The organism is Thermogemmata fonticola, assembly GCF_013694095.1.
Taxonomy (GTDB): Bacteria; Planctomycetota; Planctomycetia; order Gemmatales; family Gemmataceae; genus Thermogemmata; species Thermogemmata fonticola.
Window position 1 is genome coordinate 1 of the sequence record NZ_JACEFB010000022.1, and the last position, 18,438, is coordinate 18,438.

At 61.2% G+C, this 18,438-nt stretch carries 14 protein-coding genes and 1 riboswitch; of the genes, 10 read left to right on the top strand and 4 right to left on the bottom strand.

Annotated elements, in window-relative coordinates; genetic code table 11:
* The 6 genes from H0921_RS17160 to H0921_RS17185 form a co-directional block, all read left to right on the top strand.
* A partial coding sequence (locus H0921_RS17160; RefSeq protein WP_194539757.1) for a DUF1559 family PulG-like putative transporter occupies positions 1–820 on the top strand: 820 nt, incomplete at its 5' end.
* Positions 821–1,016: 196 nt separating this feature from the next.
* Complete coding sequence (locus H0921_RS17165; protein ID WP_194539758.1) at positions 1,017–1,472, top strand: hypothetical protein; 456 nt, start codon at positions 1,017–1,019, stop codon at positions 1,470–1,472.
* 90 nt (positions 1,473–1,562) lie between these two features.
* Positions 1,563–1,701: riboswitch (SAM riboswitch) on the top strand.
* A 241-nt stretch (positions 1,702–1,942) separates the two neighbouring features.
* Entirely contained in the window at positions 1,943–3,193 is a 1,251-nt protein-coding gene (thrC, locus tag H0921_RS17170; protein ID WP_194539785.1) for a threonine synthase, read from the top strand.
* 85 nt (positions 3,194–3,278) lie between these two features.
* Positions 3,279–3,551, top strand: a complete 273-nt coding sequence (locus H0921_RS17175; RefSeq protein WP_194539759.1) for a ubiquitin-like small modifier protein 1 — start codon at positions 3,279–3,281, stop codon at positions 3,549–3,551.
* A gap of 32 nt (positions 3,552–3,583) precedes the next feature.
* Complete coding sequence (locus H0921_RS17180; RefSeq protein WP_194539760.1) at positions 3,584–4,639, top strand: ThiF family adenylyltransferase; 1,056 nt, start codon at positions 3,584–3,586, stop codon at positions 4,637–4,639.
* A 51-nt stretch (positions 4,640–4,690) separates the two neighbouring features.
* On the top strand, positions 4,691–5,842 hold the full coding sequence (locus tag H0921_RS17185; protein ID WP_194539761.1) for an aminotransferase class V-fold PLP-dependent enzyme: 1,152 nt from the start codon (positions 4,691–4,693) through the stop codon (positions 5,840–5,842).
* A 62-nt stretch (positions 5,843–5,904) separates the two neighbouring features.
* Here H0921_RS17185 and H0921_RS17190 read toward each other — a convergent pair whose 3' ends face one another.
* From H0921_RS17190 to H0921_RS17200, 3 genes are all read right to left on the bottom strand, one after another.
* On the bottom strand, positions 5,905–7,374 hold the full coding sequence (locus tag H0921_RS17190; protein WP_194539762.1) for a WD40 domain-containing protein: 1,470 nt from the start codon (positions 7,372–7,374) through the stop codon (positions 5,905–5,907).
* 153 nt (positions 7,375–7,527) lie between these two features.
* Positions 7,528–10,170, bottom strand: coding sequence for a PPC domain-containing protein (locus H0921_RS17195; RefSeq protein ID WP_194539763.1), 2,643 nt, complete (start codon positions 10,168–10,170; stop codon positions 7,528–7,530).
* Between the two features lie 408 nt (positions 10,171–10,578).
* On the bottom strand, positions 10,579–11,433 hold the full coding sequence (locus tag H0921_RS17200; protein WP_194539764.1) for a metallophosphoesterase family protein: 855 nt from the start codon (positions 11,431–11,433) through the stop codon (positions 10,579–10,581).
* A 426-nt stretch (positions 11,434–11,859) separates the two neighbouring features.
* On the opposite strand from H0921_RS17200, the gene H0921_RS17205 reads away from it, so the two are divergent.
* From H0921_RS17205 to H0921_RS18380, 4 genes are all read left to right on the top strand, one after another.
* A complete protein-coding gene (locus H0921_RS17205) occupies positions 11,860–12,132 on the top strand; it encodes a WXG100 family type VII secretion target (protein ID WP_194539765.1) in 273 nt (90 codons plus the stop codon).
* 164 nt (positions 12,133–12,296) lie between these two features.
* On the top strand, positions 12,297–12,923 hold the full coding sequence (locus H0921_RS17210) for a hypothetical protein (RefSeq protein ID WP_194539766.1): 627 nt from the start codon (positions 12,297–12,299) through the stop codon (positions 12,921–12,923).
* The gene (locus H0921_RS17215) at positions 12,920–13,147 is read left to right on the top strand and encodes a hypothetical protein (protein ID WP_194539767.1); all 228 of its coding nucleotides are present in this window, start codon (positions 12,920–12,922) and stop codon (positions 13,145–13,147) included. The genes H0921_RS17210 and H0921_RS17215 overlap by 4 nt, the downstream gene beginning before the upstream one ends.
* A gap of 115 nt (positions 13,148–13,262) precedes the next feature.
* A complete protein-coding gene (locus H0921_RS18380; RefSeq protein WP_194539768.1) occupies positions 13,263–17,345 on the top strand; it encodes an FtsK/SpoIIIE domain-containing protein in 4,083 nt (1,360 codons plus the stop codon).
* 49 nt (positions 17,346–17,394) lie between these two features.
* Here H0921_RS18380 and H0921_RS17225 read toward each other — a convergent pair whose 3' ends face one another.
* Entirely contained in the window at positions 17,395–18,429 is a 1,035-nt protein-coding gene (locus H0921_RS17225; protein WP_194539769.1) for a phytoene/squalene synthase family protein, read from the bottom strand.
* Positions 18,430–18,438: the final 9 nt, after the last annotated feature.

Here is an 18,438-nt window from a genome sequence, read left to right on the forward strand (position 1 = left end):
TCTGGCCATTCACAACCACAATGACTCAACCGGTTTCCTCCCCAGCGGAGGCCAGCATTGGTCGATGGCACCAACTTACGGCATCCCTGTCGTTGGTGTAGCGCCCAACCTCTCTGCACCCGCAGCTCCACCGGCCGGGGTTACGGAGCAGCGGGCCGGCTGGCTTTTCCAACTCCTCCCTTTCGTCGAACAGCAGAACATTTACAACGGCGGCGGGCAACCCACCATCGGTGGGCAAATGAGCCAAGCGCGGGCGGCTATCATCAAGACCTACTTCTGCCCCTCCCGCCGGGCACCCACTGCTTGGACCCAAGCTACCTCTTGGTATGAACCTACCACGGGCTATCCATTCTGCGGAACACATGGCCAAACAGATTACGCTGGATGCATCGGTCCGAATAATGCGGATTGGGGCGCTATCGTTCGGACATTCAACCACAGCACAAACAACATTCCCGGCACCCGGCGCCGGCAACCGATCCGCTTGCAGGACCTGGTCGATGGCCTCTCGCAAACTTTGGTGGCGGGCGATAAGAAAGCAATCCGCGGCATCAGCGGCTTTCGGGGTGATGACAATGAGGGTTACTCTTCCGGCTGGGATCATGACGTTCTCCGCCGGACAGACCTAGCCCCCATGCCGGACGATGGTACCGACGGCGGTGGCCGATTCGGCGGCTTGCATCCCGGCGGCTTCAATGCCCTGCTCGGCGATGGCTCCGTCCGCTTCATCAATTTCAACGTGAGTTGCTGCGGCGTGGGAACGACATTTTACGGTTTGGGACACCGCGCTGATGGTGGTGTGCTCGGCAACGATTGGTAACGCAACCTCGTAATGCTGTCTCCCCGTAATGCCGTTTCATCGTAGCCATCCCTGAGGCGGCTCGTTACTGACTCGTAGCGAGCCGCTTTTTGTACCGTGGAGGAACCCCTATCCGTAGGAAACGATGGGATCGGGTGATCCTTCCTTATGGATATTCGAGTCCTATCCCCTGAGATGCAAAGGAGACGAGCCGATCATGGTTAGTGGAATCCCGTCCAAGCCGTGCCGCCTCGCTAGCGTGCTTCTTCTGGGTCTACTCCTTGTGGCAGGATGTTCCCGAGACAGCGGTGTTGCGGAGGGGCGCACCAAACCCCGGGGCCGCATCTTGGAAAACGGCCTACCAATAAAAATCGACACCACCAATTTGCCTCCTGGTGATCCGGGACTGCAAGTCACTTTCATCAAGATCGGCGGTGTCGATGCGGGCACAGAATACGAAGCCAGAATCACCGATGCTGCTACTGGGTCTTTTGATCTGATCGGGGCCGATGGCAAAGGCATTCCGCCGGGGAAATACCGCGTGGCGGTGACCGTGGCTCCCTTCGGCAGCGAAGACCAACTGAAGGGGAAGTATAGCCGGGAGAAGTCCAAGATCGAAATCGAGGTCAAGCCTGGCGAGGATGTGGTGATCGATTTGGCACAGTACAAGTAAAATCCCGCTTGCCAGCATGCTGTTTCGTCACTATGCTCTTTTGTAACACCTTGCTGTTTGGGACAGCAGGGAGACAAAGAGCAGGTGAGCATCTTATCCAGAGTGGCCGAGGGGCCAGGCCCGATGACGCCACAGCAACCGGCCGCGGATGGTGGGAATCGCCCGGTTTCCTCTCTGCGGTGCTGGTGCTAATTCCTGCCCGGCAAACGCCACGGCGGAACGACCAGAAGCAAAAAGGTCAGCCCGCCGGGTATGGCCGGGGAAGATAAGATGTGCTCGCGCGGGGCAACTCGCCGATCCCTCTTATCTCATCTAGCCTGCCGCGGAAGCCTCAGCAGGCATCTATCCCTGGAGAAAGGCTCACCCTTGTCCTTCCACCTCCGCTCGCCCTGAGCGAGGCCGGCGGCTGCCGCCTCCCAGGAAGCGGACCTGTAGAACAGGGGGTTGCCGTGTCCTCTTTCGTTCGCGGAATGGTCTGTCGCGTTTGTGGAAAGCGCTATCCCGTGTCCCCGATCAACTTCTGCACGGACGATTTCGGCCCTCTCGAAGTGGACTACCACTACGAGGAGGTCCAGAAAGTCCTGCGCCGCGAGGTGATTGCCCGCCGATCCTGGAACATGTGGCGCTATCGCGAGCTGCTGCCACTGGACGGCGAACCGACCGTGGGGCACGCTGTAGGTGGTACTCCTTTGCTGAAAGCCCAACGGCTAGGAGAAGCCCTGGGCGTGCGCCATCTTTGGATCAAAAATGACGCGGTCAATTTCCCGACGCTGTCCTTCAAGGATCGGGTCGTGGCGGTAGCTCTATCCAAGGCACGCGAGTTCGGAATGGCTACCGTTGGCTGTGCCAGCACCGGCAACTTGGCCAACAGTGTCGCCGCTCAGGCCGCTGCCGCCGGACTGGAAACCTTCATCCTCGTTCCTGCCGACCTGGAACGGACCAAAATCCTGGGCACTGCTGTCTACGGCGCCAAGGTGATCGGCCTGAAAGGAACCTATGACGAAGTCAATCGGGTCTGCACGCAGATTGCCCTCAAGTACGGCTGGGGATTCGTCAACGTCAATTTGCGCCCCTTCTATGCCGAGGGTTCCAAAACTATGGGTTACGAGATTGCGGAGGAGCTAGGCTGGCGCTTCCCCCAGCACGTGGTCTGTCCCATGGCGGGCGGTGCCTTGATCGGCAAGATTTACAAAGCCTTCAGCGAGTTGCACCAGCTTGGCCTGGTCGAGACTCCCCTGACCACCCGTATGTACGGGGCGCAAGCCAGCGGCTGCAATCCCATCAGCGAATGCGTCAAATCCGGCCGGGAACGGCACAAGCCTATCCGCAAGCCCAACACCATCTGCAAGAGTCTGGCCATCGGCGATCCGGCGGACGGCTACTTCGCAGCCCGGCTCATCCGCCAAACCGGAGGCTGGGCGGAAGATGTCACGGATGAAGAGATCGTGGACGGGATGTTACTTTTGGCCCGCACTGAGGGCATCTTCGCGGAAACGGCGGGCGGCGTCACCGTCGCGGTGGCTCGGAAACTGATCGAACAGGGGCGCATCCCCCGCGACGAGGACATCGTACTGTGCATCACGGGCAACGGCCTGAAAACGCAGGATGCTGTCTTCGACGCCATCGAAACGCCGGCCGTCATCGCACCCACTCTGGCTGCCTTCGAGGAGTATGCCGGCTTGCGCGCTCCGGCTCCCTCGACAGTCCCAGCTTTAGTTTGAACCTGCCACCTTTTTTCCAACGCTGGACAGCGAGAGGCCATCCCCAAATTGTCCCTGAATCATCCGACCGGAGAGAGACCCTGTTATGGCCGTCACTGTTGAGATTCCTGCACCGTTACGCGAAGCAACCGGAGGGCAGACAGCGGTGGCTGTGGCCGGAGAAACGGTCGCCGCGGCCTTGGCCGACCTGATCCGTCAATATCCCTTGCTGGAAAGCAAGCTCTTCCAGAATGGGCAACTGCGGCCTTACATCAACGTTTTCGTCAATGATGAGGACATTCGCTACCTGGAGGAGTTGCAAACGCCCGTAGCGGATGGCACCACCATTGCGTTAATCCCGGCAGTGGCCGGCGGTTGACACCGCATGAATCCTTCCACGAGTGAGACTCCATGATAGCGGCAGACCCTTGGGACCGATATTCCCGTCAGATGCGTTTTCCCGGCTTGGGCAAAGCGGGGCAGGAACGTTTGTTGGCCTCCCGCGTGACTTTGTGCGGCTGCGGGGCCTTGGGAACAGTCCTGGCGAACGCCCTGGTGCGCGCCGGGGTCGGCATGCTCCGGATCGCCGACCGTGACTTCGTCGAACCGTCCAATCTCCAGCGGCAAGTGCTCTTCGACGAGTCCGACGTGACAGAGAACCTCCCGAAGGCGGAAGCCGCGGCCCGCAAATTACGGCAGATCAACTCCAGCGTGACGGTCGAACCCGTCGTGACGGACATCAACCGCACGAACATCGAGGACCTCTGCCGCGATGCCGACTTGATCCTCGACGGCAGCGATAACTTTGAGCTGCGGTATCTGATCAACGATGTGAGCGTCAAGCTGGGCAAACCGTGGGTTTACGGGGGAGCGGTGGGTAGCGAAGGCATGACCATGACGATTGTGCCAGGTCAAACCCCCTGCTTGCGCTGCGTGTTTGAGGCCGCCCCAGGACCGGGGGAAACCGGCACCTGCGAAACCGCGGGCGTCTTGGGACCCGCTGTGGGGATCGTCGCCAACTTCCAGGCCGCGGAAGCTCTGAAAATCCTCTCCGGTCATCTGGAAGCCATCAACCGTGATCTGCTCGTCCTCAATGTATGGGACAACACGATCAAGCGGGTCAAAATTGCACCGCTAGCGGGACGCAAGGGGAAATGTCCCTGCTGTGCCCAGCGCCGCTTTGAATGGCTAGAAGGCGAGCACGGCACCCAGACGACCACCCTCTGCGGGCGTAACGCCGTCCAGGTCACGCATCGCCGGGCGAGCCGCCTCGACTTCGAGACCCTGGCCCAGACGCTGCGCTCCTCCGGCACCGTTTCCTTCAACAAATTCTTGCTCAAATTCCATCTCGTGGAGAACGGCGAAGCCTACGAATTCACCGTTTTCCCTGACGGACGGGCCATCATCAAGGGCACCAGCGAACCGGACAAGGCCCGCACACTCTACGCCCGCTACGTGGGTTATTGAGGTCCGCCGATCCTTGAGAAATCGATCAGAACAATTCATCGGGAAGGCATCATGATCTACCTGGATAATGCTGCGACGAGCTATCCCAAACCCCCGACCGTTTACGAGGCCTTGGACCACTTCGCCCGACACGCATTGGCCAACCCCGGACGCGCCGGACACAAGATGGCTCTGGCGGCGGAGCATACCCTGGACAACGCCCGGCACCGCCTCAATCGCTTCTTCAATGGGCGCAACCCGGAGCGCTGGATTTTCACCCTCAATGGAACGGATGCCCTCAACATTGCCATCAAAGGAGTGCTGCGGGACGGCGACCACGTCGTCACCACGAATGTGGAACACAACAGCGTCAGCCGCCCTCTGGTGGCGTTGGCCGAGGCGGGCCGTATCACGTTGACGCGGGTCAGTGCCCAAGAGGATGGGCGGGTCGAGCCGGCAGCGATCGAAGCGGCTTTGACCCCCCGCACGCGGCTGGTGGCCATGACACACGCTAGCAACGTCCTGGGCACGATCCAACCGATCGCCGAGATCGGGCGATTGGTTCGCTGCCGGGACTTGCTCTTTCTGGTCGATGCCGCCCAAACAGCGGGAGTAGTCCCCATCGACGTGCAAGCCCTGTGCATTGACCTGCTCGCTTTCCCCGGCCATAAAGCGATGTTCGGCCCGACTGGCACCGGCGTGCTCTACGTTGGGCCTCGTGCCGAAAACCTGATACGCCCCTGGCGGGAAGGGGGCACGGGTGGGGACTCCTCCAGTCCCACTCAGCCGCGGGAGTTGCCGTACTATCTCGAAGGCGGCACCCCGAATGTGCTCGGAATTGCTGGACTGATCGCTGGCTTGGATTTCGTCGAGGAACGTGGGCCGGATCACCTCCGCCAGCACGAGGTGTCGTTATGCGAGCAGGTACGGCATGCCTTGCTGGACATGCCGGGTTTTCAGGTGTTCGGTCCTGCCGATCCTTCCCTGCGCGTCGGCACTCTCAGTTTCCGCCACGAAAGCATCCCTGCGGGGGATCTCGGAGCGATTCTGGACCAATCCTTCGACATCGCGGTGCGTCCCGGCCTGCATTGCGCTCCTTACATCCACAAAGCTATCGGCACCTATCCGGAAGGAACGGTCCGCATCAGTCCCGGTCCCTTCACGACCCAGGAACAGATCGACCGCCTGCTCGCGGCCTTGCGGGAAATCACGGCGGGAGTGTGAGACCGCAGCCGTTTCAAAGCTGTGACAAGATTCAAGCTCCGACTCCAATAAGAGGGCCGGATTCATTTCTTCGGGGCGGTTTCCTCCGGAGCGAGGGCTTTTAGGAGTGCCCCGGTTTTGCCGTTGTAAAGCCGGACCAAGCCGTCCTCGCAGCCGGTGGCCACCACTTCCCCGTCCGGACTAGCAGCGACGGCGTAGAGGAAATCCCCCGCTCCGCTGAACTGCCGGATGGTTGCGCCGTTGTCCGCATTCCAGAGGCGAGCCGTCGTGTCTCCGCTGACTGTCAGGAACTGGGGCGTCTTACCCACCACGACCAGCGCGGTGATTTGCTTCTGATGGCCGGGCATGTCGCGAATTTTTTCCCCTTTGTCGAAGTCCCAGGCTTTGACGATGTTATCGGCAGACCCGGAGACCAGGCGCTTACCATCGGGCGTCCAACCCACGCCCATGACATGGTGCGTATGCCCCTCGAACGACTTGACTAGCTTGCCAGAGGGCACCTCAAAGACCTTCACGAATTTGTCGGCGGCCCCAGAAGCCAGATATTTCCCATCGGGACTGAAAGCCAAGGCGAACACCGTGTCGCTGTGGGCATTCCTAATCTCGGCGACCAATTGGGCGGAAGCAGCATCGAAGAGTTTCAATTCGCCTTCCTCCGAGGGCGGCCCGCCGCCGGTGGCCAGATATTTCCCATCTCCGCTGAATGCCAAAGCCGTGACCCGATCGGCAAAACCAGTCAACCGTTGCCGAATCTGGCCGCTGGCTAAGTCCCAGAGGATCACTTCCTGGAAACTGCCGCTGGCGAGGGTTTTTCCATCGGGGCTGATGGCCAGCGACTCAACCAGGGAAACATGGGCCGCTCCAGCCGGTTTGCCATCGGGGAATTTGACATTCGGATCAACTAATGAGCGCTGATAGACCCAATCCAGCACTTCTTTCTTGCCGGGGTCCTGTTTTTTCTGAGCGGTGTACACATGGATTTGATTGCCACGGCTGGCGATGACTTGCTTCCCATCCGGGGCGACAACCACAGCGCGGACAGGCCTGACTAGTGCTGGCGGCAAACTCACCACCACTTTAGTGCGGACGCGCGTCGTCGTCGGTGCTTTGGCCCCCTGCTCGATCCACAATTTCAGCAGGCTCAACTCGTGAGGCGTCAGCGGCGTCTCCGTCTTCGGCGGCATAATGGGCCGGGCACGCCGCGCGCAGGCCAAAAAGAGAAAACTTTCCTCCGGCTTACCCGGAATGATCACCTTCGCCCCCCGTTTGCGACCTCCCTTCATCAGCTTGTCGTAGCTGCTCATATCGAAGTCACCTTCGGTAATTTTCCCCGAATGACATACAAAACATTTATTTTCAAAAATAGGTGCTATATCTGTGTTGTATTCGATGGGCGTATTTCTCTTCAAATCCACAGTGGGAATCGGTTGCAATTCGTCTTTCTTGCTTTCTTGGGCCGAGCTGACAGGAGCTAAAAGGACGGGTCCGACCCAGAGCAGAACAACCAGCGGGTGGAAGGCAAGCCAACGCATGGTCAATACTCCTCAAATTGACTGATCCCAAACGTTCTGGCGAATGACCCCGTGGGAGGCGGGCTGAACCAACGCTCACACCCACAGCAACGGTAAGGGTACATCAGGACGGTAATGTTACAAGCGGGAGATCCTTAGCCTGACGGAATACCATTATTTTTTCACAATGTTGACATTAATCTTGGCTTCATGGCGTACCGTATATTGAGCGTCATACGGTGCATTGACGACAATGATGATCCCATTGACTGGCCCGGCTTTGGCCTCGGGGGCCGCGGTCAATCGCACCTGGCCCTCGTTTTGCCCCGGCGGTATGGTGCCACCTTGAACACTCAAACCGGAGGTATTCGGAGGCAGCTCCGCTGCGAGTTGGAATGGACCTTGGTAGTTGTACAGGCGCTCCACACGAACTACGAGGTCCGCGCTGGTACCGGGTTTGATCTGGTTGTTGGGCGGTCCTGTCACCGCCACCTTGGCCAGCGAGGTGGGAAGCACGACCACTAAAGCCGGCTCGCTGAGCACATCCACCGGCACATTGCCCCCCTTTTTGGTCGCAGGATGGGTGAAGGGAAGCTGGGCCGTCCCCTTGATGACCAACGGATAGCTGCCGGGAGGTATGTTCGCGCGCACCGTAGCATTCACGACGGCTTCCGGCTTGTCCTTCGTCGGCTGGGAAGCGAATTGCACAATGATTGGCTCCTGGTTCCCCGGCATAATCCGCTCGGCAGCTAAGGTCAGGTTCTGCTTGTCCCCACTGATCCATTCCACCCGCAGAGGGAGGACAAACTTGTCGTTCGGCTTGACACGGATGACACCCTGGGCCGGTTCTGGCTTATCGTTGATCTTGAGTTTTGTCCAATCGGGCTTGAGGGCGAAGTGAGCTTTGAAGGGCCGAATGGCCAAAGGCAAACCGTGGTCCAAGCGGGCGAGGACCGGGGTGTTCGTCTGCTGATTGAAGCCCCAGATGATGGCCGCCGAGCGTACCTCCCGCACGAGCGGCGGGCCTTGCCATTGTGCAGGCGAACCCGTGGCTTTGAGCCGGATGTACCCGGTGAACGGGGGGGCGTCGGGCGCGATTCTGAGCACGAGTACTCCCCACCGGCTCTGAGCGCCCAGAGTCAGTGGCAAAGCGGTGACACCCGGCGGTAAGCCTTCGGCCGTGATGGTAATATCTCCGCTATAACCATCCCGGCGATCGACGAAGACATCGTAGGCTTGCTGCCCCCCCTGCCAGGCCGCCGAACCGACCTGATAATGCCGGCTGTACGGCATGGCAATCACTCGGAAATCGGGCTGGGGCGGCGCGATCCGCAGGCGATACACCATGCGCGGACCATAGACCAGTCCGGCTTGGCGACAACCGACTTGTACGTAGTAGGCTCCGTCTTCAGGCGCGGTGAAGCGGAACGGCGGAGGGTCCAAAGTACGGGTGAAGAAATTGGTGGGGTGCAGCGTGTCATTGTCGTCATCCTGTTCGCCAGAAAGGTCGCGGTTGGGGTCCTTTCCGTCGCGCACCGAGAAGTAGAAGTCCCCCGGCGTTCCTAAGCGATCCGCAAACAATTCGATGACAAACTGTTGTCCCTTTTTCGCCTCGAAGCGGTGCCAAACCACCTCGCCGCGCTGCGCGATGAAGCCGCCGATTTCGCCCGGCGCGGGAACAGGCTGGGCCTTGTCCGGCGCCGCTCCCAGTGCCGGGTTGCGGGCGACTACGGGCACATCCGTCAAAATGATAGGGACGGGGAACGACACGCCATTCGGTCCCTGGAAGGTATAACCGAAACCTTCCATGAGCGCCATCGGGGGTGGAATCCGCCCGGGGTAATTCCAGCGGAAGCGGGCGGCGGGGTCCGTGGGGGGCTGGATCGTAACCTGTAGCTTCTCCAAGGGGCGGCCATCGATGGCGTATCCATCCGCCGGTTGACCGTTAGGTAAATTGCGGCCGTAGAGAGTAACCGTCGTCGGTTTGCCAAACTCCACCGCCGGCGGCACAACGGCGTCGATCCACGGTGCCGTGGTGATGGTCAGGCGATAGAAGTGATCCGCACCGCCGCTCAAGTAGGTGAACTGCGATAACCGCACGTAGTAATCCCCGTCCGTTGGCGCGATGAAGTCCGCGACGGCGTCATTGTCCTTGTAATTGCGATTGCCCGCTAGCCGTTGTCCCCCCGCACTAAACACTTCCAGCAAAGGCACCGCCCGGCTGTCCATCGAACTGGACAAGCATGCCAGAACCACCCGCTGGCCCTTGCGCGCCGTCACAGCGAAGTAATCGACATCCGTACCGGCCGCAAACACGCCATTGACCGTGGTATCGAGAGGCAGCCGATGGGCTTCCGCAACATCGTTATTCGGTTCTCGTTCCTCCACTTCGGGGAGCCGTCCCACAGCAAAGGCCCGCGGATTGCTCACTCCCCATTGGCCGACGACGCGCACATCGTAGATTCCCGGCGGAACATCCGGCGCCGCCGTGACCCGAAAGGTGTGCGCTGTCGCATTCTGCTTGGCTTTCCCTTTGAGCTTGATGTCCGCCGCGGCGGAGTCGAGATACTCGGCCTTCAAACCGGGATGGGAAAAGAGCAGTCCTTGCGGCTCGTCCAAATCGGTCCCGGTCACTTTCACCACCGTCGCCATAGTCAGATTCATACCCAAAACGTGAATCTGCGGCGGCGGCAACGTGGACACTCCGATGGGGTAAACCTGAATCAACCGGGGGGTGGGCAGGCCCGGCGGCGCTTGTTGAGCTGCGACGATGCTGCACGTCCCAAAAAGGACCACACCCAGCCATTGCCGACGCATGGGAGTGCCTCCCGTGAAATCGCTCGTTCTCTCGCCCTCAAACCACCGAGCTACTGGAGCAGGTGCAGGTAGGAATCGGCCTGCTTCTCAACTCAGACGGCGTCCCTAACGCGTAAGCTATCTCCCCAACGCAAAAACAATCGAGGGTAATCCTCACGCAGAGACACCGAATATCGGTAGGTTATCGTCATCGTAAAACACAGGCTTGGGAAGGTCAACCGAAAAAGCGATCCCCCCCCGGAGTGAACGCCAATGTCATGGTGTTTCCTCGGCATTTTGGGGCAAGACTCCAGAGCATACTGGGTCCGACTCCAGAGCATACGAGGGCAGACTCCAGGGGCTACGTTGGGATGGCTCCCTGTTGCGTCAGGATAGCGAGCGGGGGCGTTCGCTTCGGGGATGTACCAGTTAGGAAGAACCGGCATCGGAAGCGAGGGGAGGGATCGGACGGGCCGGCGCTGGGGCGGCCACTCCATTCGTTGGAGGAGCTTGTTGGGAATGTTCAGCAGGCGGAGGCGTGGAAGCCGAGGCGGGGGGTTGGCCGTAACGTCCCTGGGCTCGCCACTTCTGGATGTAAGGCCCGCCCTGGTAAATATCTGAAAGCATGGCGCGGGCCACGGGGTCCTGGACCACTTCCTCCAGGCGCGTCAGCGTGGCTCCGATGGGGTAGTCAGTGCGGCAGAGCTGAACCCGTCCATCCTCGATGATGGCATAGCTGGCGCGGGGATCGCCGTCCCGATTCAAGCCCACACTGCCAGGATTGACGATCGTTGTCCCGTTCACTTGCAACACATAAGGGTGATGGGTGTGGCCGACGAGGAGGTAATCGACCTCCAGACCCTGCAAGCGGGGCGCCCAGAAATTGGGATCGGGTTGCGCGTATTCATCCATCGGATCGCGAGGCGTGGCGTGAACCATGAGGAAGCGTTTGCCGGCGATGGTGAACATCTGCCAGGTAGGGAGTTCGGCGAGGAACCGCCGCTGGTCGGGAACCAAGGCCGCGATGGTCAAGGGGCGGGTCACGCTGGTCAGAAAGCGGAAACCGGCGGTGCCTTGCACTTCGACTTCCTGGGCCACACCGTGGTCGTGATTGCCGCGGACGCAGTAAAGAGCGTTCTCCCGCACCCAATCGACGCAGGGTCCCGGCTCCGGACCATAATCGACCAGGTCCCCCACACAGACGCAGGCATCGAAGGGCTGCGTCACAATAGCTTCCAATGCCGCCCGATTACCATGAATATCGGCCAACACGAGTAACCGCATAGCGTCCGCCACCCCACCTTTGCCCTACTGGCACTCTATGGGAAAGTCAGGAGGCGAGAACACCCGGTTGGCTGCGCCGCCCCGCTCTTGCCCGGAGTTCCCCCCTTGCTGGCATAATATGCCATTATGGACCACAATTCGCCCGTTGTCTCGCAGAAAATCGAAGCATCCCCAAAGCGTTGCCGAACCTTCTCCAATTCCCCACGCCACGGCGATAACTTTCCCACGATCCATGATCACTTCCCTACGATCGATCCCCAGGATTGTCGGTGACCCTCCGTGCACTCTCTCCCATCCTCCTCGCGTGAGTTTCTCCCCTCTGGAACGGATTGTCTGAGGTATAATGCAGCAAAGCATTCAGATTCCCCAGCGCTGAGGACGGGGCTGGGCCATCATCCTTCCTGTTTCATCACGAGGAATCAATCCATGTCTCAAGCCATTGTTGACCCTGGGGAGCTTCGCCGGTTTGCTGCCTCGTTGCGGCGGTTCAACGCGGATTTGCAAGCGGCCATGGCCAACCTGCACGGGCAGCTCCAAACCCTGGGCGAAACCTGGCGCGACCAGGAACACGAACGCTTCCGCCAGGAATTCGAGAGCACTCTGCATGCTTTGGAGCGGTTCCTGGAAATCAGCAACGAACACATCCCCTTTCTCCTGCGGAAAGCGGAACGGATCGAGGAATACCTTTCCCAGCGTTAGGGGGATTGCCCAACCGCTGAGCTATCAGGCGGGGTCGATGCAACGGTCAATCGCCAGAGCACGGTGAACATCACACCGGACCCTACTAACACTGTCAAGCTTCTGCGAACTGTAGTTTGTGAACCGTAGCCTAAGACCTTCCAACGACAAACTCCGGGTGGCCCATGTCGGAATCTGCGGAAGTCCTCTCTCTGGCAGCCCTGGCCGAATGGCAGGCGGCCTTGTCCAGTTACGCGGAAACCCTGGCGGAGGGACTGGCCGGAATCGAACTCGAATTGCGGCGGCTGAGCGACTGGCTGGAGGAACAAGCCACGTACTGGAAGCGCATGGTGCGCCAACGGGAAGAGGAGGTGACCCGCGCCCGCGCGGAGCTTTCCCAGAGGCAATTTCCCGGCTGGGATGGCCGGGTGCCGGATTGCACGGTCCAAAGGAAAAACCTCCAGCGCGCCCTCGCTCGTCTGGAGCACGCCCAGACCCAAGTGGAACGTGTCCGCCGCTGGCAGACCCGCCTGCCCAAAATCATCGATGAAATCTACCGCGGAGCGGCCCACCGCCTGCAGCGCATGCTCGAAAGCACGATCCCCGCCGCTCTGGAGGACCTTCACGCCCGCCGGGCCGCTCTGGAAGCCTACACCGCCCTGGAACCTGCCGCGACCTCCGCTCGCGCAAGCAGTGGCATCCCGGCCAAGACGGAACAGGACCAAGGCACCGGCAGCACCCAAGCTGCCGCCCCTTCTCCAACACCGGCTCCAGTTCTGCCGTTTCCTCCTGAAAACGGAGAAGGACCATGAGATTCGGCGCAACCCGCAGCCAGATTTACGACGCCCAGAAAACCGCACGCGCCCTCTGGGAGCACACCGAGCAATTCTGGCAAGACGACGTCTGCCGCCGCCATCGCGAGCAGATTGTGGAACCGCTGGATCAAACTGTCACGGACCTGTTGCGAGCCATCGACCAACTGGCCGCCCTGGTCACGCAAATGCGCCAGGAATGCGAAGACGAAGGAACATTCTAAGGCCGAGAAGCTCCGGGGCAGCCCCGCCGAAACTTCCCGTGCAGAGATGGATCAACCGCGTACTCCAATGTCTCGTGGACAAGCTGCATCAATAGCCTCGTGGAGGACCCGTATCGTGTCAGGACCGGATGCTCCCGTGATGTCGCCGCCTGGTGGCGGCACACAGCAAGCCTCATCAAACCGGCAAATCACGGAGACCCTCAGCCTCCCCCGTCAGAGCTGGTTCGAGCAGCAATACGAGGCTTTCCAGCAACTACTCGCCATTCACCAGGAACGGCAAACAGTCGAGGCCGAAATCACCGCCGCTTGGGAAGCCGAACGGGAAAAAGCCGAATGGGACCTCCAGCGCCAGCGCAAAAGCATCGAGCAAACCCGCACAGAACAGCTCAGCCGTTTGGAAGCCGAACATCAGCAGGCCCTCGAAGCGCTCCAGCAACATCACCAGAGCGAAGAGTACGCCCTGCACCGCCAGCGGGATGAGCTGCTCCACGAGTTGGACCGCAAGTATCACCAGGCCCGCAAGCAAGGGGAGGAGGATTACCAGGACCAACTCTGGCGGGCGGATTCGCTTTTGGAAGCGGGTGAGAAAGCGGCCAAGGAGCAATGGGAAGCCGCCCAACGCCAGGCCGCTGCCGCCCAAGAGCAACTGGAAAAGATGGGTCAAATCCTCGACCGCGTCCTGCAATTGCACCATCTCCAGCGTGCGGACATTCCCGTGCCGGTGGAATTGCCGCCGCCTACGCCGGACGAGCCTGCGGTGCGCCTCCAGAAGTGCCTGGACTTGGCCCAGGAGCAAATCGAGCAGTGGCAGCAACTCCGCTGGCCGCACTGGAGGGGCTGGCGCGTCGCTTTCGCCGCTGCGCTGCTTACCGCAGCTCTGAGCGTGCCTCCCGCTTTTCTCCTCCTTCCGCCCCTGGGGGCTAGCCTGGCCGCACTCCTGATCACCGGTCCGGCCACTCCCATTTTGACCTGGCTTTGGCACCGCCAGGTCCGCCAGCGGCTCCTCAAACGGGGCCGCCAGCTAGCCGAGACCTTGGCGAATGCCGAACGCGCCGCCCGACTTCTCTCCGATGCCGCCAACTCCCAATACGCCCAGGAAATGCTCCTGCAAAAGGAAAAGCATGCCGAGCGCCGACGACGCGCCGACGAACATTACCTCCCCCTGCTGCAAAACCAGAAGGAACGCTACGAAAACCAGCGTCAACGCTTGATGACCGACTTCGAGCACAAAATCCAGAAGGCCCGCGAACAATTCCAGACCCAGTTGGAACGACTAAAACAAGGATATGCCCAAGCCCGACAAGAGGCTGAAAGCCGGTTTGCCTCCCAACTCGCTGAGGCGGAGGCGGCCTGTGCTTCTCGCCTGAAGGCGGCGGAAGCCGTGCGGGAGTCGAGCTGGCAGAAATTGAGCGAGCGCTGGAATGCGGTCATCGAGCAGGTCAGCACTACCGTTGCCGCCCTGCGTCAAGCCAATGACATCTTTTTCCCTCCCTGGTCCCGCTGGCAGAGCCTGCCCCCCCCGCCCTGGCCCACTCGCGTCCCCTGGGGAATCCGCTACGGCGATTTCCTCCTCGACCTCGCAGCTCTACCCGGCGGGCAATCCCACGCCGGCCGCTGTTCTCTTCCCGATACACTTCTTGGACGGTTCCCAGCCTTCATTCCGTTCCCCAACCGCTCGGTGATGCTGCTGCGCGTCCGGGATGAGGGACGGGCGGCAGGCGTGGCTGTCTTGCAGAATCTCATGCTCCGCTTCCTGACCGGCTTGCCGCCAGGGAAAGTCCGCTTCACCATCGTGGACCCTGTCGGTCTGGGCGAGAACTTCGCTGCCTTCATGCATTTGGCGGATTACGATGAGAAACTCATCAGCGGACACATCTGGACCGAACCGCGGGACATCGAGCAACGCCTGGCGGACCTGACCGAACATGTGACGAGCGTGATCCAGAAGTATCTCCGCAGTCAATTCAGCAGTATCGAGGAGTACAACGAGGCGGCTGGGGAAGTGGCGGAACCCTACCGCGTGCTCGTCGTGGCCAATTTCCCGGCGGGATTCACCCCTGAAGCGGCCCAGCGTCTGCTCAGTCTGGCTGCCACCGGCCCCTCCTGCGGCGTCTGCGTGCTGCTGAGCGCGGACACTCGCCAGGCCATGCCCCGCGACTTCTCGCTTTCCGCCCTGGAAGCCCTCAGCCTCACGCTCACCTGGAAGGAAGGACGCTTCGTCCCGAAGGACGCGGTGCTATCCGCCTTCCCGTTAGAGCTAGAAGCGCCGCCGGATGTCGCTGCTCTGACGGAGCTGATTCGCCGCGCTGGCGCCGCGAGCCTTCAGGCGGGCCGGGTTGAGGTTCCCTTCGACTTCATCGCACCTCCAGCGGACCAGGTGTGGACCGCGGATGCTTCCCGAACACTCGCCGTTCCCATCGGCCGGGCTGGAGCCACCCGTCGCCAGGTCTTCCGCCTGGGTGAAGGCACGGCACAGCATGCCTTGGTCGCCGGCAAGACGGGTTCCGGCAAATCCACCCTCCTGCACGCCCTGATCACCAATCTCGCCTTGATGTACAGCCCGGATGAAGTGGAGTTGTACCTCATCGACTTCAAGGAGGGCGTGGAGTTCCAGTGGTATGCGGCCCTCCGGCTGCCGCATGCCCGCGTCGTGGCCATCGAGAGCGAGCGGGAGTTCGGCCTCAGCGTGCTACAAAGACTGGACGGCCTCTTGCGGGAGCGCGGCGAGCAATTCCGCCAGGCCGGGGTGAACGAGTTATCCGCCTACCGGCAATGGCAAAAGCGCGAAGTGGCAGCCGGCCGCTTGCCCCCCGATGCTGCCCGGTGTCCCCGTGTTTTGCTCATCATCGATGAATTCCAGCAATTGTTTGTCGAGGACGACAAGCTGGCCCAGGAAGCGGCCCTGCTTTTAGACCGCTTGGTACGGCAAGGCCGGGCGTTTGGCATTCACGTCCTTCTGGGATCGCAAACCCTCGGCGGTGCTTACTCGCTGCCGCGCAGCACTCTGGATCAGATGGCTGTCCGCATCGCCCTGCAATGCTCGGATGCCGATGCCCAGTTGATCCTGAGCAAAGACAATACGGCGGCCCGCCTGCTCTCCCGTCCGGGAGAGGCAATTTACAACGATCAAAGCGGGCTGGTCGAAGGCAATGAACCGTTCCAGGTGGTCTGGTTGCCGGAATCCCGACGGGTGGAAATCCTGGAACAGTTGCGGCAGCGTGCCCAGGAGCGCTGGCCAGCTCCTATTGTTTTCGCCGGCCACACCCATGCGGATGTCACAGCCAATCCTGCCTTGCAGCACCTGTGGGACCACCCCGCACCCGCTAAGGCCCCCCTCGTGTGGGTGGGCGACCCCGTGGCAATCCGGCCCCCCACTGCCGTCCCCTTCCGCTCGCAGGGCGGCGCCCATCTCCTGCTCATCGGCCAGAATGAGGAAGCCGCCCGCGGACTCATCACCGCCGCCTGCCTGAGCTTACTGCCCCAATTGAGCCGGGAGGAACCTTCCCCTTCCCTCGTCCTTTTGGATGGCACTCCCGACGATGCCGAAATGGCCGACTTCTTCCCGCGGCTCGCGCAAATGTTCCCCCCCCTCTATCTCCCCCTGCGTAGCCAGCTCGCCTCCGCGCTGGCCGAACTGGGAGCCGATCTCCAGCACCGGGCGAACCAGGCCGCCAGTCCGGAATCCCGCAAGCGCTTCCTGCTCATCTTCGGCATCCAGCGCTTCCGCGAGTTACGCAAGGCTGAGGACGACTTCGGCTTCGCCCGCCGAGCTGCGGACCGAGAAACCACTCCGGCAGAACACCTGGCCACCCTCCTGCGGGATGGTCCCGCCCTCGGCCTCCACACCATCATCTGGTGCGACTCGCTGACCAACTTACAGCGGACCTTCGAGCGCTCGCAGCTCCGAGACTTCGCCTGGCGTGTGCTCTTTCAAATGAGTCCGAATGATTCCAGCCACTTGATGGACTCTCCCGCCGCTGCCCGCTTAGGACGCCACCGGGCCTTGCTCCTTACTGAAGAGAGCGAACGGCCGGAAAAGTTCCGCCCCTACGGCATCCCGCCGGTGGAATGGCTCCAGCGTCTCGCCGCCAAATGGCAGCAGCATCGCTCACAAAAGCTGGCAGTTCACCCTGCCGCCTCACCGCAAACAGTAGAACATGCTTTTGACATCTCGAAGACACTGCCCGAAACCCTCTGATCCTATCGCGGACAGCCTCGCGAATTCCCCTCAGGAGAGAGAAGTTGGATCAGTATCTCTCCCGTGACAATGGGCCACTCCGGGGAGCAAGATAGGCCTGGAGAAAGAGGGACCAGTGTTGCCAACGACTCAGGCGGACCCGTTGATTGAGAACCTCTGGCCCCGCCTGGTTCACTCGTTCGAGCAGATGCTGATACAGGGCGGTCATCAAGGAGAAGACGGCGCGGGAACGGGGCGGCAACAGGCGGAGGAGCGGTAGAGCCTGACGGAAGTAGCTCCGGGCGCGGTCCACTTGCCAGCGGATGAGCTGCGCCAGAGCGGGACGGCAGGCGGAGTCGGACCAGCGTTCCACCGGACAGCCGAAAGCGGCCAATTCATCCTGGGGCAGATAGACGCGATTCCGGCGCAGGTCTTCACCCAAATCCCGCAGGATATTCGTCAGTTGGAAGGCGATGCCCGCAGCGATCGCTGCCGGTTCCGCCTCACTCCAAGGCACGCCGCGGCGCAAGCCCCAAATCGCCAGACAGGCCAGCCCCACGGCGGAAGCGACACGCCAACAGTACGCATACAACTCGGCAAAGGAAGCGAAGCGGACCGGTCCGGCATCCTGAGCCACACCTTCTAGCACGGCGTAGAGCCATGCGGGCTGAATGGAGAAACGGCGGATCGTATCGACCAAGGCAGGATGCACCGGATGCGTCGGCTGGCCGCGAAGGGCCAGTTCCAGCCCGTGCCGCCAAAGGTTCAGGGCATCCGTGGCTGGCGGCGATGCTGCCAGATCACCCGGCCGTTTGCTATCGAAACGGGACAGGGCGGCATCCGGATCCGGCTGGGAGGTGAAAGAGGATGGCACAGGTACGCCCTGTTCCGCTTGGCCCTCGCCATCCATGAGATCGTCACTGAGACGGAGAAAGGCATACAAGGCCTGCATCCCCCGGCGCTGGTGGGGCGGCAGCAGCCAGAAGGTCAGAGGAAAGGAGCTGCGGACCTGCTGGCACAAGCGGCGGCAATAGGTGTACGAAGCCGCCAAGTCCCACGGCTGATCGGATGTGCCTGGAGCTAGAGGCAGCGGGGGAAACGTCACACCGAAGAC

What these genes read in the sequence shown, in the direction of transcription:
- H0921_RS17165 (WP_194539758.1), top strand. Translation starts at nt 1,017, where the DNA reads ATGGTTAGTGGAATCCCGTCCAAGCCGTGCCGCCTCGCTAGCGTGCTT.
- thrC (WP_194539785.1), top strand. Translation starts at nt 1,943, where the DNA reads ATGGTCTGTCGCGTTTGTGGAAAGCGCTATCCCGTGTCCCCGATCAAC.
- H0921_RS17175 (WP_194539759.1), top strand. Translation starts at nt 3,279, where the DNA reads ATGGCCGTCACTGTTGAGATTCCTGCACCGTTACGCGAAGCAACCGGA.
- H0921_RS17180 (WP_194539760.1), top strand. Translation starts at nt 3,584, where the DNA reads ATGATAGCGGCAGACCCTTGGGACCGATATTCCCGTCAGATGCGTTTT.
- H0921_RS17185 (WP_194539761.1), top strand. Translation starts at nt 4,691, where the DNA reads ATGATCTACCTGGATAATGCTGCGACGAGCTATCCCAAACCCCCGACC.
- H0921_RS17190 (WP_194539762.1), bottom strand. Translation starts at nt 7,374, where the DNA reads ATGCGTTGGCTTGCCTTCCACCCGCTGGTTGTTCTGCTCTGGGTCGGA.
- H0921_RS17195 (WP_194539763.1), bottom strand. Translation starts at nt 10,170, where the DNA reads ATGCGTCGGCAATGGCTGGGTGTGGTCCTTTTTGGGACGTGCAGCATC.
- H0921_RS17200 (WP_194539764.1), bottom strand. Translation starts at nt 11,433, where the DNA reads ATGCGGTTACTCGTGTTGGCCGATATTCATGGTAATCGGGCGGCATTG.
- H0921_RS17205 (WP_194539765.1), top strand. Translation starts at nt 11,860, where the DNA reads ATGTCTCAAGCCATTGTTGACCCTGGGGAGCTTCGCCGGTTTGCTGCC.
- H0921_RS17210 (WP_194539766.1), top strand. Translation starts at nt 12,297, where the DNA reads ATGTCGGAATCTGCGGAAGTCCTCTCTCTGGCAGCCCTGGCCGAATGG.
- H0921_RS17215 (WP_194539767.1), top strand. Translation starts at nt 12,920, where the DNA reads ATGAGATTCGGCGCAACCCGCAGCCAGATTTACGACGCCCAGAAAACC.